The organism is Streptomyces avermitilis MA-4680 = NBRC 14893 (assembly GCF_000009765.2).
GTDB lineage: Bacteria > Actinomycetota > Actinomycetes > Streptomycetales > Streptomycetaceae > Streptomyces > Streptomyces avermitilis.
Genome location: NC_003155.5, coordinates 5253311 through 5268454, shown reverse-complemented (window position 1 = coordinate 5268454; position 15144 = coordinate 5253311). Strand labels below are relative to the sequence as shown.

Annotated in this window: 14 protein-coding genes; 7 read left to right on the top strand and 7 right to left on the bottom strand. The window is 67.2% G+C overall.

The genetic code is table 11. The features are described 5' to 3' along the window. The first annotated feature begins 53 nt into the window (after nucleotides 1–53). Nucleotides 54–1496, top strand: coding sequence for a CCA tRNA nucleotidyltransferase (locus tag SAVERM_RS22225; protein ID WP_010985724.1), 1443 nt, complete (start codon nucleotides 54–56; stop codon nucleotides 1494–1496). Between the two features lie 118 nt (nucleotides 1497–1614). On the opposite strand, the gene SAVERM_RS22220 is transcribed toward SAVERM_RS22225, so the two are convergent. From SAVERM_RS22220 to SAVERM_RS22205, 4 genes are all read right to left on the bottom strand, one after another. Beyond that, on the bottom strand, nucleotides 1615–2106 hold the full coding sequence (locus SAVERM_RS22220) for an LppU/SCO3897 family protein (protein WP_010985723.1): 492 nt from the start codon (nucleotides 2104–2106) through the stop codon (nucleotides 1615–1617). Nucleotides 2107–2220: 114 nt separating this feature from the next. After that, the gene (locus tag SAVERM_RS22215; RefSeq protein WP_010985722.1) at nucleotides 2221–3483 is read right to left on the bottom strand and encodes an MFS transporter; all 1263 of its coding nucleotides are present in this window, start codon (nucleotides 3481–3483) and stop codon (nucleotides 2221–2223) included. 77 nt (nucleotides 3484–3560) lie between these two features. Then, nucleotides 3561–4643, bottom strand: a complete 1083-nt coding sequence (locus SAVERM_RS22210) for an inositol-3-phosphate synthase (RefSeq protein WP_010985721.1) — start codon at nucleotides 4641–4643, stop codon at nucleotides 3561–3563. 44 nt (nucleotides 4644–4687) lie between these two features. Continuing rightward, entirely contained in the window at nucleotides 4688–5371 is a 684-nt protein-coding gene (locus tag SAVERM_RS22205) for a PadR family transcriptional regulator (protein ID WP_010985720.1), read from the bottom strand. A gap of 374 nt (nucleotides 5372–5745) precedes the next feature. Between SAVERM_RS22205 and SAVERM_RS22200 the strand changes: the two genes are divergently transcribed. Continuing rightward, entirely contained in the window at nucleotides 5746–8439 is a 2694-nt protein-coding gene (locus SAVERM_RS22200; RefSeq protein WP_037647720.1) for a transglycosylase domain-containing protein, read from the top strand. Nucleotides 8440–8557: 118 nt separating this feature from the next. Further along, nucleotides 8558–10066, top strand: coding sequence for a glycosyltransferase family 87 protein (locus SAVERM_RS22195; RefSeq protein WP_037647719.1), 1509 nt, complete (start codon nucleotides 8558–8560; stop codon nucleotides 10064–10066). An 83-nt stretch (nucleotides 10067–10149) separates the two neighbouring features. Here SAVERM_RS22195 and SAVERM_RS22190 read toward each other — a convergent pair whose 3' ends face one another. The 3 genes from SAVERM_RS22190 to SAVERM_RS22180 all read right to left on the bottom strand — a co-directional run bounded on the left by SAVERM_RS22190 (nucleotide 10150) and on the right by SAVERM_RS22180 (nucleotide 12938). After that, the gene (locus SAVERM_RS22190; protein ID WP_010985717.1) at nucleotides 10150–11181 is read right to left on the bottom strand and encodes an alanine racemase; all 1032 of its coding nucleotides are present in this window, start codon (nucleotides 11179–11181) and stop codon (nucleotides 10150–10152) included. A gap of 98 nt (nucleotides 11182–11279) precedes the next feature. After that, nucleotides 11280–12401, bottom strand: coding sequence for a peptidoglycan bridge formation glycyltransferase FemX (gene femX / locus SAVERM_RS22185; RefSeq protein WP_010985716.1), 1122 nt, complete (start codon nucleotides 12399–12401; stop codon nucleotides 11280–11282). Nucleotides 12402–12623: 222 nt separating this feature from the next. After that, nucleotides 12624–12938, bottom strand: a complete 315-nt coding sequence (locus SAVERM_RS22180; RefSeq protein WP_010985715.1) for a hypothetical protein — start codon at nucleotides 12936–12938, stop codon at nucleotides 12624–12626. Between the two features lie 321 nt (nucleotides 12939–13259). Between SAVERM_RS22180 and rpsF the strand changes: the two genes are divergently transcribed. From rpsF to rplI, 4 genes are all read left to right on the top strand, one after another. After that, complete coding sequence (gene rpsF / locus SAVERM_RS22175; RefSeq protein WP_006604399.1) at nucleotides 13260–13550, top strand: 30S ribosomal protein S6; 291 nt, start codon at nucleotides 13260–13262, stop codon at nucleotides 13548–13550. Between the two features lie 79 nt (nucleotides 13551–13629). Then, nucleotides 13630–14238 (top strand): single-stranded DNA-binding protein, encoded by a 609-nt coding sequence (locus tag SAVERM_RS22170; RefSeq protein ID WP_010985714.1) that lies wholly within the window; start codon nucleotides 13630–13632, stop codon nucleotides 14236–14238. Between the two features lie 57 nt (nucleotides 14239–14295). Further along, nucleotides 14296–14532 (top strand): 30S ribosomal protein S18, encoded by a 237-nt coding sequence (gene rpsR / locus SAVERM_RS22165; protein ID WP_003949403.1) that lies wholly within the window; start codon nucleotides 14296–14298, stop codon nucleotides 14530–14532. 18 nt (nucleotides 14533–14550) lie between these two features. After that, nucleotides 14551–14997 carry a 50S ribosomal protein L9 gene (rplI, locus tag SAVERM_RS22160; protein ID WP_010985713.1) on the top strand — a complete coding sequence of 149 codons (447 nt, stop codon included), beginning with the start codon at nucleotides 14551–14553 and terminating at the stop codon, nucleotides 14995–14997. The last annotated feature ends 147 nt before the right edge of the window (nucleotides 14998–15144 follow it).

The window sequence follows — 15144 nt, the reverse complement described above, 5'->3', positions numbered from 1 at the left end:
GCGCGATTTATGGAGGCGCCCGCGGTGGCCTCGGCCACGTACCCTTTTCTGTTGTGCCGAACGCCAACGAAGACAACCCCAGTGCCCTGAGTCAGGTGCAGCGCCGCGCGGTGAGTGAACTGCTGCGGGTGTCCCCTGTCGCCGACGAGCTCGCCCGCCGCTTCCAGGAGGCCGGGTTCTCGCTTGCCCTGGTCGGCGGCTCGGTGCGGGATGCCCTTCTCGGCCGGCTCGGCAACGATCTGGACTTCACGACCGACGCCCGCCCCGAGGACGTACTCAAGATCGTCCGTCCATGGGCGGACGCCATGTGGGAGGTCGGGATCGCGTTCGGCACGGTCGGGGCCCAGAAAGAGGGCTACCAGATCGAGGTGACCACCTACCGGTCGGAGGCGTACGACCGCACCTCACGCAAGCCCGAGGTGTCGTACGGCGACTCCATCGAGGAGGATCTCGTCCGGCGTGACTTCACGGTCAACGCGATGGCGGTGGCACTGCCCGAGAAGGAGTTCATCGACCCGCACGGTGGGCTCGACGACCTGGCCGCGCGCATTCTGCGCACCCCGGGCACCCCGGAGGAGTCGTTCTCGGACGACCCGCTGCGGATGATGCGGGCGGCGCGCTTCGCCGCGCAGCTCGACTTCGAGGTGGCCCCCGATGTCGTCACGGCGATGACGGAGATGGCCGGCCGTATCGACATCGTCTCCGCGGAGCGGGTACGGGACGAGCTGAACAAGCTGGTCCTGTCCGCGCACCCGCGTAAGGGGCTGACACTGCTGGTCGACACCGGTCTCGCCGATCACGTCCTGCCGGAGCTGCCCGCGCTGCGGCTGGAACGTGACGAGCATCACCGGCACAAGGACGTCTACGACCACTCGTTGATCGTGTTGGAGCAGGCGATCGCGCTGGAAGAGAACGGCCCCGACCTGACGCTGAGGCTCGCCGCGCTCTTGCACGACATCGGCAAGCCGAGGACGCGCCGCTTCGAGAAGGACGGCCGGGTCTCCTTCCATCACCACGAGGTGGTGGGCGCCAAGATGACGAAGAAGCGGATGACGGCGCTCAAGTACTCCAACGACCTGGTGAAGGACGTCTCGCGGCTGGTCGAACTCCACCTCCGCTTCCACGGCTACGGCACGGGCGAGTGGACGGACTCCGCCGTGCGCCGTTATGTCCGTGACGCGGGCCCGCTCCTCGACCGTCTTCACAAACTGACCCGCTCCGACTGCACGACCCGCAACAAGCGCAGGGCCGCCGCGCTGTCCCGCGCGTACGACGGTCTGGAGGAGCGCATCGCCCAGCTCCAGGAACAAGAGGAACTGGACGCGATCCGTCCCGACCTCGACGGCAACCAGATCATGGAGGTTCTGGGCGTCGGGCCCGGCCCGGTCATCGGTCAGGCGTACAAGTTCCTGCTGGAACTTCGTCTGGAGAACGGGCCGATGGAGTACGACGCGGCGGTGGCCGCGCTCAAGGAGTGGTGGGCCGAGCAGAACTGAGGCCCGTGGAGGGCTGTGGAACGGGGTCATGTTTCACGTGAAACATGACCCCGGATGCGCGGAGGGGACGGTGTTTCACGTGAAACACCGTCCCCTCCGTCGTCTGTCGACCTAGTTGTTACTTGGTCTCCTTGAGGCAGAGCACCACGTTGTGGCCGCCGCCCGACTGGACGTAGTAGACCGTGGAGCTCTTGACGGCCTTGCACTTGCTGTCGTCGCTGGTGTCGTCGAACTTCTCGACGACCTTGTACTGGGAGTCGCCGGAAGAGCAGTCGACCTCGTTGAGGTCCGCGTTGGTGTCCGTGCCGTCGTTGTGCATGCACGCGCCCACCGAGGTGGTCTCTGCATCGCTACGGCTGAAGAACCAGCCCGCGCCGAACTTCACGGCGATGACGATTATGCCGACGACGATGATCCCGAGGACGCGCATCACCTTCTTGCCCGCACGCCCGGCCGGCGCGGGCGGCGGCGGAACCGGTCCACCCTGGTTGGGGAACGGCGCGTAAGGCTGCTGCGGGGGAACTCCCGGCTGGCCGGGCTGCTGACCCTCGGGCGGGGCGGGCTGCTGAGCGTACGGGTTCTGGCCCTGGGGCTGCGGCGGAACGGTCACTTGGGGGTCCCCCTCGAACGTGGGCGCGTTGGCGCGAAATAAGACGCCCGTAAGTTATCGGTCCGCACAGACAACTCTGAACTCAGGAGGGGCGCTGTGGCATTGATGTGACACTTACTGGAGATCAAAGCGGGCCATAGCGCCAGCAATTGCCCCGTAGATAACGGCCACCGTGACCACGAGGGTGGCTGAGCGGCCGTCAGGGGGCAGCATCAGGGCGGCCACTGCGGCTGCTCCGACAAATGCGACATTGAACAGCACGTCGTAAACCGAGAAGATCCGGCCACGGAAGCTGTCGTCGACCGAGGACTGGACGATCGTGTCAGTGGCGATCTTGGCTCCCTGCGTGGTCACCCCCAGGACGAAGGACGCGACCAGCATCGGGACGGTGGTGAACGGCAGGCCGAGGGCGGGCTCCAGGAGGGCGGCGGCAGCGGCGCAGACGACGATCCAGCGCCCGGGGCCGAGCTTCCCCGCTGCCCAGGGCGTCAGGACGGCCGCCGTGAAGAACCCCGCCCCGGAGACGCCCACCGCCAGCCCCAGCAGAGCGAGACCGTCGTCCGAATCCGACGACAGGGCGTACCGGCAGAGCATCAGCACCATGACCGTCAGCGCGCCGTAGCAGAACCGCATCAGCGTCATGGCGATGAGAGCCCAGGCCGCCTCCCGGCGTGGGGCCTCGGCCAGATGGCGCACGCCCAGCACGAGGCCGCGTGCGGTGCCCACGAGCGCCGCTCCCAACCGTGGCCGTACCGGCCTCTGGTCGGGGCCGAGCAGGTCCGGAGCGATGCGCAGCGACGCGAGCGCCGCGCACAGATACAGGGCCGCACCCAGCAGTACCACCACGGCGTCGGAGTCCGCGGCCACCAGCCGGACGGCGAACGCGAGACCGCCGCCCGCGGTCGCCCCGAGCGTTCCGGCGGTCGGGGACAGGGAGTTGGCCATCACCAGACGCTTGTCGTCGACCACGCGGGGCAGTGCGGCGGAGAGCCCGGCGAGGACGAAGCGGTTGACCGCGGTGACGGACAGCGCGGAGACGTAGAAGAGCCAGTCCGGCACATGGCCGAGCATCAGAACAGCCGTCACGCACGCCAGCAGGGCCCGCAGCAGGTTGCCGTACAGGAAGACCTGTCGGCGCCGCCAGCGGTCCAGCAGGACGCCGGCGAAGGGGCCGATGACGGAGTACGGAAGAAGCAGTACCGCCATCGCGGAGGCGATCGCCGCGGCCGAGGTCTGCTTCTCCGGGGAGAAGACGACGTAGGTGGCGAGTGCGACCTGGTAGACCCCGTCGGCGGTCTGGGAGAACAGCCGCACGGCGAGCAGGCGTCTGAAGCCCTGGAAGCGCAGGAGGATGCGCAGGTCACGCACGACAGCCATGGGGCACAGCCTCACATACGGTGAGGGCCCCCGGGCGGAATGCCCAGGGACCCTCGAAGACCGGAAGGACAGGCGCTTTAGCGCTCGACCTCGCCCTTGATGAACTTCTCGACGTTGGCGTAGGCCTCGTCGTCGAAGTACTGAACCGGCGGAGACTTCATGAAGTACGAAGACGCCGACAGGATCGGGCCGCCGATGCCGCGGTCCTTGGCGATCTTCGCGGCGCGCAGGGCGTCGATGATGACACCCGCGGAGTTCGGGGAGTCCCAGACCTCGAGCTTGTACTCCAGGTTCAGCGGAACGTCACCGAAGGCACGGCCCTCGAGGCGGACGTACGCCCACTTGCGGTCGTCGAGCCAGGCCACGTAGTCCGAGGGACCGATGTGGACGTTCTTCTCGCCCAGGTCGCGGTCGGGGATCTGCGAGGTGACGGCCTGCGTCTTCGAGATCTTCTTGGACTCGAGGCGGTCGCGCTCCAGCATGTTCTTGAAGTCCATGTTGCCGCCGACGTTGAGCTGCATGGTGCGCTCGAGACGGACACCGCGGTCCTCGAACAGCTTCGCCATCACACGGTGCGTGATGGTGGCGCCGACCTGCGACTTGATGTCGTCACCGACGATCGGGACGCCGGCCTCGGTGAACTTGTCCGCCCACTCCTTGGTGCCGGCGATGAAGACCGGGAGGGCGTTGACGAAGGCGACCTTGGCGTCGATGGCGCACTGGGCGTAGAACTTCGCCGCGTCCTCGGAACCGACGGGCAGGTAGCAGACGAGGACGTCGACCTGCTTGTCCTTGAGGATCTGGACGACGTCGACCGGGGCCTCGGCGGACTCCTCGATGGTCTGGCGGTAGTACTTGCCGAGACCGTCGAGGGTGTGGCCGCGCTGGACCGTGATGCCCTTGTTCGGGACGTCACAGATCTTGATGGTGTTGTTCTCGCTGGCACCGATGGCGTCGGAGAGGTCGAGGCCGACCTTCTTCGCGTCGACGTCGAAGGCGGCGACGAACTCGACGTCACCGACGTGGTACTCGCCGAACTGGACGTGCATCAGACCGGGCACCTTGGACGCCGGGTCGGCGTCCTTGTAGTACTCGACGCCCTGCACCAGCGAGGCGGCGCAGTTGCCCACGCCGACGATGGCTACGCGAACCGAACCCATTCCGGTTGCTCCCTGTGTGTACTCGGTGAAACCCCGAATGGGCCTCACGTGGTGGTGTCGTCGGACGGATCCGGCCGGGACTCGTCCCGGTGCCGGGGCAGGCCGCCCGTCTCTCCAGATGTGCTGTTCTGCTGAGCGGAGCCTGCGGAAGCGGAACCTTTGAGGTCCCGTCCGGCCCGCTCACTCTCGATGAGCTCGTTCAGCCAGCGCACTTCGCGCTCCACGGACTCCATTCCGTGGCGCTGGAGCTCAAGGGTGTAGTCGTCGAGGCGCTCCCGGGTGCGTGTCAGAGAGGCGCGCATCTTCTCCAGGCGCTCCTCCAGCCGACTGCGGCGGCCCTCCAGTACACGCACGCGTACATCGCGCGACGTCTGTCCGAAGAAGGCGAAACGAGCGGCGAAGTGCTCGTCCTCGTACGCATCGGGACCCGTCTGTGAGAGCAGTTCCTCGAAGTGCTCCTTACCTTCCGCCGTCAACCGATAGACGATCTTGGCGCGGCGCCCAGCGAGTGAAGCGGCGAGGGCGTCCTCAGGGGCGCTCCCCGATTCCTCGATCAACCAGCCGTTGGCGACCAGCGTCTTGAGGCAGGGGTAGAGCGTCCCGTAGCTGAACGCACGGAACACACCCAGTGACGTATTGAGTCGTTTGCGCAGCTCATAGCCGTGCATCGGGGACTCGCGGAGCAGGCCGAGTACGGCGAACTCGAGGATCCCGGAACGCCGGCTCATCGTCGCCTCCTCCCTGTCGCGGCCGTGTCGGCACGGCCTTTATGCCGAGCTGATGTATCGACTCGATACATCATGACGATAGATCGCTCCTCCGCATGCGACAAGAGGGGGAAGGGTGAACGGGGTCACATCACCGATTCGTAGGAAGCAAGTTGCCTGATTTGGGGTGAACTTCGGTCCTCGGTGGGTTTTGACGGTGCGTAGTCTGTGCGGCATGCACACCACCGGGAACCAAGTGACGCCCGAGGACGTCCCTGTCCTCGGTGCAGTACGGGTGAATGCGAAAACGACCGCATCCGTACTTGGGGGGGACCGGAAACCAGCCGCCGTTTCCAGGCGCGCAAAGGTGCGCCTGCCCGAGGAGTAATCGTTCGATGAGCGAGCACCGTCGCAAACTGCCGCAGCCGCAGGAAGGCGGACGTGCCGCGGCCCGACGCGGCCAGTCGGCGCCCTCCGGCCGCCGAGCGGCACCGCGAGCCGCCACCGGGTCTCCTTCCGACTCGTATGGGGCGGGAGATGAGGAACGCCCGTACGGTGGCCGAGCCGAGGCCCGGCGGGCGTCACAGAGAAGTGAGCCCGGCCGGCGTAGGGCCGCCGACGGCGCGGGACGCGGTTCCGGAGGCGGCGGTGGCCGCCGAGGCGGTCCAGGCGGTCCAGGCGGTCCGAATGGACCAGGGCGCGGCAGGGGCCGCTCCGTTCCCGAACGGAAGCGCTTCATCGACTACCCGCGCGCCGGTAAGTACGGAGCCGCGCGCTGGCTGCCGTCCTGGAGGCTGGTCACGGGCCTGTGCATCGCCTTCTTCGGCAGCATGGTGGCGGTCGCGGGTGTCGCGTACGCGCTGGTGGGCGTTCCCAAAGTCGCTCTGACCGCTAAGGCGCAGAACAACGTCTACTACTGGAAGGACGGCAGCCAGATGGTTGCCACCGGTGGTGAGACGAACCGCCAGATCGTCAACATCTCGCAGATCCCGAAGGCGATGCGGTACGCCGTCATCTCGCAGGAGAACAAGACCTTCGAGACCGACAGCGGCGTCGACCCCAAGGGCATCGCCCGGGCCTTCTTCAACATGGCCAGGGGCGGCGAGACGCAGGGTGGTTCCACCATCACCCAGCAGTACGTCAAGAACGCGATGCTGGACGACCAGTCGCAGACGATCTCGCGTAAGTTCAAGGAGATCTTCGTCGCGATAAAGGTGGGGGCCAAGGTCCCGAAGGACGAGATCATGGCCGGCTATCTGAACTCCGCGTACTACGGTCGCGGGGCCTACGGGATCCAGGCGGGCGCGCGCGCTTACTTCGACGAAGATGCCAAGAACCTGAACCCCGGCCAGTGCGCCTTCCTGGCGGCGATGCTCAAGGGCGCCACGTACTACGACCCCGCGGGTGCGACGTCGCTCGACCCGGCCGCCACTTCGGAGGCCAACAGCCGGCGGGCGAAGCTCCAGATGCAGGACACCCTCGACAAGGAGGTCGAGTACGGCCACCTGGACGAGGCGACGCGGAACAAGTACACGGAACTCCCCAAGGTCGAGAACCCGCGCTCGAACGCCCGCCTCAGCGGCCAGGTCGGCTATCTCGTCGACCTCGCCAAGGCGTACCTCGTCAACAACAGCGAGATCTCCGCCGATGACCTTCAGCGGGGCGGCTACTCGATCTACACGACCTTCGACAAGAAGAAGGTCACCGAGCTCGAGGACGCGGTGAAGGCGGTCCGGAAGAAGAACATCAAGCCCAAGCAGCGCCCGGACACGGACACCTACGTCCAGTTCGGCGGAGCCTCCGTGGACCCGACCACCGGCGCGATCAAGGCCATCTACGGCGGTGAGGACGCGACCAAGCACTTCACCAACAACGCCGACCAGACCGGCGCCCAGGTGGGCTCGACGTTCAAGCCGTTCGTGCTGGCGGCCGCCATGTCGTGGGGCAAGAAAGACCCCGATCTCGACGACTCGCAGTCGCAGGACGAGCGCACCGTCGTCTCCCCGAAGAGCCTGTACAGCGGCAAGAACAAGCTCAAGATCGAGGACTACAAGGGCAACGTCTGGACGGACAACAAGGGCAAGGAGTGGCTCCAGACGAACGACGGCGGTGAGTCGTACAACGCGCCCAGCTACAAGATCGACCTCCGCGAGGCGATGAGGGTCTCCGCGAACTCCGCCTTCGTCCAGCTCGGTATGGACGTCGGCCTGGACAAGGTCAGGGATGCCGCCCTGAGTGCGGGCATCCTCAAGACCAGCCTGGCCAGTGCCAACTACCCGTCGTTCTCGATCGGCACCTCCGACCCCAGCGCGATCCGCATGGCCGGTGCCTACGCCACGTTCGCGGCGAGCGGCAAGCAGCGTGACCCGTACTCGGTCGAGAAGGTCACGAGCAAGGACGGTCCGGTCTTCCAGCACAGTGACATCGCCAAGGTCGACGACGCCTTCACCGCCAAGGTCGCCGACAACGTGACCGACGTCCTGAAGACCGTGGTCGACCAGGGCACCGGCACCGCGGCTCAGCTGACCGGCCGTGAGGTGGCGGGCAAGACGGGTACCACCGACGGCAACAAGTCGGCCTGGTTCGTCGGCTACACCCCGCAGCTCTCGACGTCGATCACGATGTACCGGATGGACGACAACGAGTCCAGCAAGAAGCGCCAGTTCCTGGAGATGTACGGGACGGGTGGCCAGGACAAGATCCACGGCGCCTCGTTCCCGGCCGAGATCTGGCACGACTACATGGAACAGGCCCTGAAGGACACGGCGCCGAAGGACTTCCCGACGCCGCAGCCCATCGGTGTGGTGGTCGACGACAACCCGACCCCGACGGTGATCCCCTCGCCCACGAAGAGCGTGGAGGAGAGCCCGACGCCGACTCCGACGCCCAGCAAGACCACGACCTCGCCGACGCCCACGCCGACCGACAGCTGCTTCGGCTTCGGCTGCACCGACACCGGGGGCACCGACACGGGTGGGAACACCAGTGGCACCGATGGAGGCGTCACCGCGACACCGACGGAGTCCACTGGGAACGGGAACACCAGAGGCAACGGCAACGGAGGCATCTTCGGAGGACCGAACGGATAGCCGTCACCGTGCGTGTTTCACGTGAAACCGTCTGTTTCACGTGAAACGAGGGCCGTCACACCGACCAGGTGTGGCGGCCCTCGGCGTATTCCTAGCTGCGTACGGCAGGATGTGCGGCATGCCCAGTGCAGAGACGACGCGAGCGAGCGTGCACCAGCCGGAGCCGGTACGGCCGACCAGGGAGGACGAGGTCGCCGCGGCCGGCAGTGAGCTGATCGGCGGCCCCATCGGGCGACGCGCACTGTTCGGGACGTCCTGGTGGACGCCCGTGCGGATCGTGGCGCTCGTCGCGATCGGCATGTTCGCCCTCGGTATGGTCCAGAAGCTGCCCTGCTACGACAGCGCCTGGTTCTTCGGCGCCAGCTCGCAGTACACGCACGCGTGCTATTCGGACATCCCGCACCTCTATCAGGGGCGCGGCTTCGCCGACGGGCTCGTGCCGTACTTCGACAAGCTCCCCGGCGACATGGACTACCTGGAGTACCCGGTCCTCACCGGTGTGTTCATGGAGGTCGCCTCCTGGCTCACACCGGGCAGCGGCACCATCCAGCACCAGGAGCAGGCCTACTGGATGGCCAACGCCGGGATGCTGATGGTGTGCACCGCGATCATCGCCGTGTGCACCTCCCGCACACACCGCCGACGGCCCTGGGACGGGCTCCTGGTGGCTTTGGCGCCCGCGTTCGCGCTGACGGCCACCATCAACTGGGACCTGCTCGCCGTGGCCCTCCTGGCCGCCGCGATGCTGATGTGGTCGCGGGGCCGGGCCCTCGCTTTCGGCATCCTGCTGGGACTCGCCACCGCTGCCAAGTTCTACCCCTTCCTGGTGCTCGGACCGCTCTTCCTGCTGTGCTGGCGGGCCGGCAAGTGGCGGGAGTTCGCGACCGCGCTGCTCGGCGCGGTCGGCGCCTGGCTCGTCGTGAACCTTCCGGTGATGTTCCTGGCACCGGAGGGCTGGGCGAAGTTCTACCGCTTCAGCCATGACCGCGGCGTCGACTTCGGCTCGGTCTTCCTGGTCCTCTCGCAGCGGTGGAACATCCAGATCACCGCCGATGCGGCCAACACCTGGGCCATGGTCATGATGCTGGCCGTCTGCGCGGGCCTGGCCGCCCTCACGCTGACCGCCCCGCGCCGCCCACGCCTCGCTCAGCTCGCCTTCCTGATCGTGGCGGCCTTCATCCTCACCAACAAGGTCTACTCGCCGCAGTACGTACTCTGGCTGGTCCCTCTCGCCGCCCTGGCCCGGCCGCGCTGGCGGGACTTCCTGATCTGGCAGGCGTGCGAGGTCGCGTACTTCCTGGGGATCTGGATGTACCTCGCGTACACGACCAGCGGCGACGCTCACAAGGGGCTCCCGACCGAGGGCTACCAACTCGCCGTCGTCCTGCACCTGCTGGGGACGCTGTACCTGTGCGCGGTGGTCGTACGCGACATCCTGATGCCGGAGCGGGACGTGGTGCGCCGGGCCGGAGACGACGATCCGTCCGGCGGCGTGCTGGACGGCGCTCCAGACGTCTTCGTGCTCGGTGCCGCCGCCCATCCGCCGCGTCACGCGGTGCACTTCGAGGGACCGCAGGTGGAATGGGGCAGTAGGGGCCCGATGTCGGTCGGCGACAGTTCGCCCTGAGCGAACAGGGTGCGGGGAAGACATGCGAAAGGCCGTACACGGGGTGTACGGCCTTTCGGCTCAGCGGCGCTGTCCTGGGGTCCTCAGCGGTCCAGGATCCGGTCGAACTGCGTGGTGGTGTGCCGAAGGTGTGCCACGAGCTCGTCGCCGACCTTCGGCTCCGTGGCGTCCGAGGGCACGAAGAGGATCGAGACCTGCATGTGCGGGGGCTCGGCGAACCAGCGCTGCTTGCCCGCCCAGACGAACGGCGAAAGGTTCCGGTTGACGGTCGCGAGGCCGGCGCGGGCGACGCCCTTGGCGCGCGGCATGACGCCGTGCAGGGCCTTGGGAGCCTCCAGGCCCACTCCGTGTGACGTGCCGCCCGCCACGACGACCAGATAGCCGTCGGAGGCCGCCTTCTGCTGCCGATAGCCGAAACGGTCGCCCTTGGAGACGCGCGTGACGTCCAGAACCGCCCCGCGGTACTCCGTCGCCTCGTGGTCCCCCAGCCACAGCCGCGTGCCGATACGGGCGCGGAAGCGGGTCTGCGGGAACTGCTGCTGCAACCGGGCGAGTTCCTCGGCCTTGAGGTGGCTGACGAACATCGTGTGCAGCGGCAGCCGGGCCGCGCGCAGACGGTCCATCCAGCCGATGACCTCCTCGACGGCGTCCGAGCCGTCGGTGCGGTCCAGCGGCAGGTGGATGGCGAAGCCCTCGAGGCGGACGTTCTCTATGGCGGAGTGCAGGTGCGGGAGGTCCTGCTCGCTCACACCGTGCCGCTTCATCGAGGACATCACCTCGATGACGACACGGGCGCCCACGAGGCCGTACACGCCGTCGATGGACGACACGGAGCGGATGACGCGGTCCGGCAGCGGCACGGGCTCCTCGCCCCGCCTGAACGGCGTCAGCACCAGCAGATCGCCGCCGAACCAGTCCTTGATCCGGGCGGCCTCGTACGTGGTGCCGACGGCGAGGACGTCCGAGCCGAGGCGGGTGGCCTCGTCCGCGAGCCGCTCATGGCCGAAGCCATAGCCGTTGCCTTTGCAGACGGGTACGAGTCCCGGGAACTGCTCCTGCACGTGCTTGTGGTGTGCTCGCCAGCGCGCGGTGTCGACGTAGAGCGTGAGCGCCATGGCCGGTCCCGGAACCTTTCTGGTGGCTGCGGTTGATCAGAGGTGTCAAGGCAAAGTGTGGTGCATCCGCCGGACCGGCGGGGCCAAGCAGGGCGGGGTCAGCGGCGCGACATATAGATGTCGAGCGCCTTGTGGAGCAGCTTGTTGAGCGGGAAGTCCCACTCGCCGAGGTACTCGGCGGCCTCGCCGCCCGTGCCGACCTTGAACTGGATCAGGCCGAAGAGGTGGTCGGTCTCGTCCAGCGAGTCGGAGATGCCGCGCAGGTCGTAGACGGTCGCGCCGAGGGCGTAGGAGTCGCGCAGCATTCGCCATTGCATCGCGTTCGAGGGCCGGACCTCACGCCCGATGTTGTCCGAGGCGCCGTACGAGTACCAGACGTGCCCGCCGACGACGAGCATCGTCGCGGCCGACAGGTTCACGCCGTTGTGACGCGCGAAGTACAGCCGCATGCGGTTGGGGTCCTCAGTGTTGAGGGCCGTCCACATGCGCTGGAAGTACGACAGCGGCCGGGGCCGGAAGTGGTCGCGGACGGCCGTGATCTCGTACAGCCGCTGCCACTCCTCCAGGTCGTGGTAGCCGCCCTGGACGACCTCGACGCCGGCCTTCTCGGCCTTCTTGATGTTGCGGCGCCAGAGCTGGTTGAAGTTCTTGTGAACCTCTTCCAGGGAGCGGTTGGCGAGCGGCACCTGGAAGACGTAACGAGGCTGTACGTCGCCGAAGCCGGCGCCGCCGTCCTCGCCCTGCTGCCAGCCCATGCGGCGCAGCTTGTCGGCGACCTCGAAGGCGCGCGGTTCGATGAAGTCCGCCTCGATGTCGCGCAGACGCTTCACATCGGGGTTCTGGATGCCGCCCTTGATGGAGGCGGCCTCCCAGCGCCGGATGATCACCGGCGGGCCCATCTTCACCGAGAAGGCGCCCTGCTGCTTGAGGTGCGCGAGCATCGGCTGGAGCCAGTCGTCGAGGTTCGGCGCGAACCAGTTGATGACCGGGCCTTCGGGCAAATAGGCGAGATAGCGCTTGATCTTGGGCAGCTGCCGGTACAGGACCAGCCCCGCGCCGACCATCTCGCCGGTCCTGTCGTCGAACCAGCCGAGGCTCTCGGAGCGCCACTCCGCCTTTACATCTGCCCAGGCCGGGACCTGCATGTGACTAGCCGCGGGCAGGCTCTGGATGTATGCCAGATGCTGCTCTCGGCTGATGGTCCTCAGGGTCAGACTCATTCGGGGCGCTCCTCGGGCTGGTGTGTCCCCATGGGTACAGGGGCTCCGGCTCTCGCGCCGAAGCCTACTGCGCCCTGCGAGCGCCCTGTCTGGCCGCATCGAACCTGGGCCCCGACCGGTGTGTTGCCGGAGCGTCGAGCGGTGTGGATCGGCCGCTTGGCCGGATGTTCCGACCGGAAGCGGCCGATGGTGAGTGGAGAGCCGGCCCCGAGGGGCCCGGGGTCAGCCGAAGACCCCGCCGAAGAGACCTCCATGGGCCATGCCGAGGAAGAAGCCGACCGCGGACGCACCCAGGCCCAGGATCAGACCGAAGCGCTCGCGGGTCGTCACGGAGATGAACTGCCCGTACGCGCCTGTGGCGATCCCCACCAGGCCGGCCCAGGAACTGATCAGATGCAGACCGTGGAACATCGCCGTGACGAAGGCGATCACTCCGAGCACCAGCGTCACCGCTAGCAAGGTGTCCTGGAGCGGATGGGCCTTTCCATCCGTGGCGAAGAGGGATCCGGCGGTGTTGGGTCGAAATGCCTGTGCCATGTGGCACCTCCTGCGGAAGGCGGCGCATCGTAGCGCCATACACACCCGATGGGTACAGACTGACGGTCCCTGCGGTCGGATTTCAACCGGAAGCGTGTGTGCGGGTAGTGTGTACCGTCTGCACCGGTGTCTGCCCAGCCCATGGCCGGGGCGCGACCCAGGTTCCACCCAGGTCGCAGCCCTGATCACGACAGGGATCCCGCTCGGTCCTCCGATCGTGGGATTCGATTGTCAGTGGCGGCCGATACCGTTGCGTACGCATCACAACCCTCCTGCCACGGAACGACCGTGGCCGCTGAGTCCAAAGGAGGTGGGTTCCACATGCGTCACTACGAAGTGATGGTCATCCTCGACCCCGATCTCGAAGAGCGCGCTGTCTCCCCGCTGATCGAGAACTTCCTCTCCGTCGTCCGTGAGGGCAACGGAAAGGTCGAGAAGGTCGACACCTGGGGCCGTCGTCGTCTGTCCTACGAGATCAAGAAGAAGCCCGAGGGCATCTACTCGGTCATCGACCTGCAGGCCGAGCCTGCGGTCGTCAAGGAGCTCGACCGACAGATGAACCTGAACGAGTCGGTCCTCCGGACCAAGGTCCTCCGCCCCGAGACCCACTGAGCCTCCCGCTCAGCTGATCTCGGGATTCGAGTAGCAGCACCAAAAGCAGCCAGCAGCAAACCCGCCGAGAGGTTCCCCCATGGCAGGCGAGACCGTCATCACGGTCGTCGGCAATCTTGTCGACGACCCCGAGCTGCGCTTCACCCCTTCCGGTGCGGCGGTCGCGAAGTTCCGTGTCGCGTCCACCCCCCGCACCTTCGACCGTCAGACCAATGAGTGGAAGGACGGCGAGAGCCTGTTCCTGACCTGCTCGGTCTGGCGTCAGGCGGCGGAGAACGTCGCCGAGTCGCTCCAGCGAGGCATGCGCGTCATCGTGCAGGGCCGGCTGAAGCAGCGGTCCTACGAGGACCGTGAGGGCGTCAAGCGCACGGTCTACGAGCTGGACGTCGAGGAAGTCGGCGCCAGCCTGAAGAACGCCACGGCCAAGGTCACCAAGACCACGGGCCGGAGCGGCCAGGGCGGCCAGGGCGGTTACGGCGGCGGTGGCGGCGGCCAGCAGGGCGGCGGCTGGGGCGGTGGCTCCGGCGGCGCTCCGCAGGGCGGCGGCGCTCCGGCCGACGACCCCTGGGCGACCGGCACTCCCGCCGGTGGCAACCAGGGCGGCGGCGGTGGCGGCGGCTGGGGCGGAAGCTCCGGCGGCAGCAGCGGCGGCAGCGGCGGCGGCTACTCGGACGAACCCCCCTTCTAGGCCCCCGGGCCAAGGGTGGTTCGTACCCACACTTCTTGATCACACAGGAGATACACCATGGCGAAGCCGCCTGTGCGCAAGCCGAAGAAGAAGGTCTGCGCATTCTGCAAGGACAAGGTCACGTACGTGGACTACAAGGACACGAACATGCTGCGGAAGTTCATTTCCGACCGCGGCAAGATCCGTGCCCGCCGCGTGACCGGCAACTGCACGCAGCACCAGCGTGACGTCGCCACGGCTGTGAAGAACAGCCGTGAGATGGCGCTGCTGCCCTACACCTCCACCGCGCGATAAGGGAAGGGTGACCGACAAATGAAGATCATCCTCACCCACGAGGTCTCCGGCCTCGGTGCCGCGGGCGACGTCGTTGACGTCAAGGACGGTTACGCTCGCAACTACCTGATCCCGCGGAACTTCGCGATCCGCTGGACCAAGGGCGGCGAGAAGGACGTCGAGCAGATCCGTCGTGCTCGCAAGATCCACGAGATCCAGACCATCGAGCAGGCCAACGAGATCAAGGCCCGCCTCGAGGGCGTCAAGGTCCGCCTGGCCGTCCGCTCCGGCGACGCCGGTCGTCTCTTCGGTTCCGTCACCCCGGCCGACGTCGCCTCGGCGATCAAGGCTTCCGGTGGCCCCGAGGTCGACAAGCGCCGCATCGAGCTGGGCTCGCCGATCAAGACGCTGGGCGCCCACGAGACGTCCGTGCGTCTGCACCCCGAGGTTGCCGCCAAGGTCAACATCGAGGTCGTCGCGGCCTGAACGCTGCGCTCGGCATAGCTGAGAGAAGGGCCGCATCCGGACGGGTGCGGCCCTTTTTCGTGGCTGGAGCGAGTCGGACGTCGCTCGTGTTTCACGTGAAACGGGCGGCTGATGGGCTCTGTTTCACGTGAAACGGAGGGGAGCCGG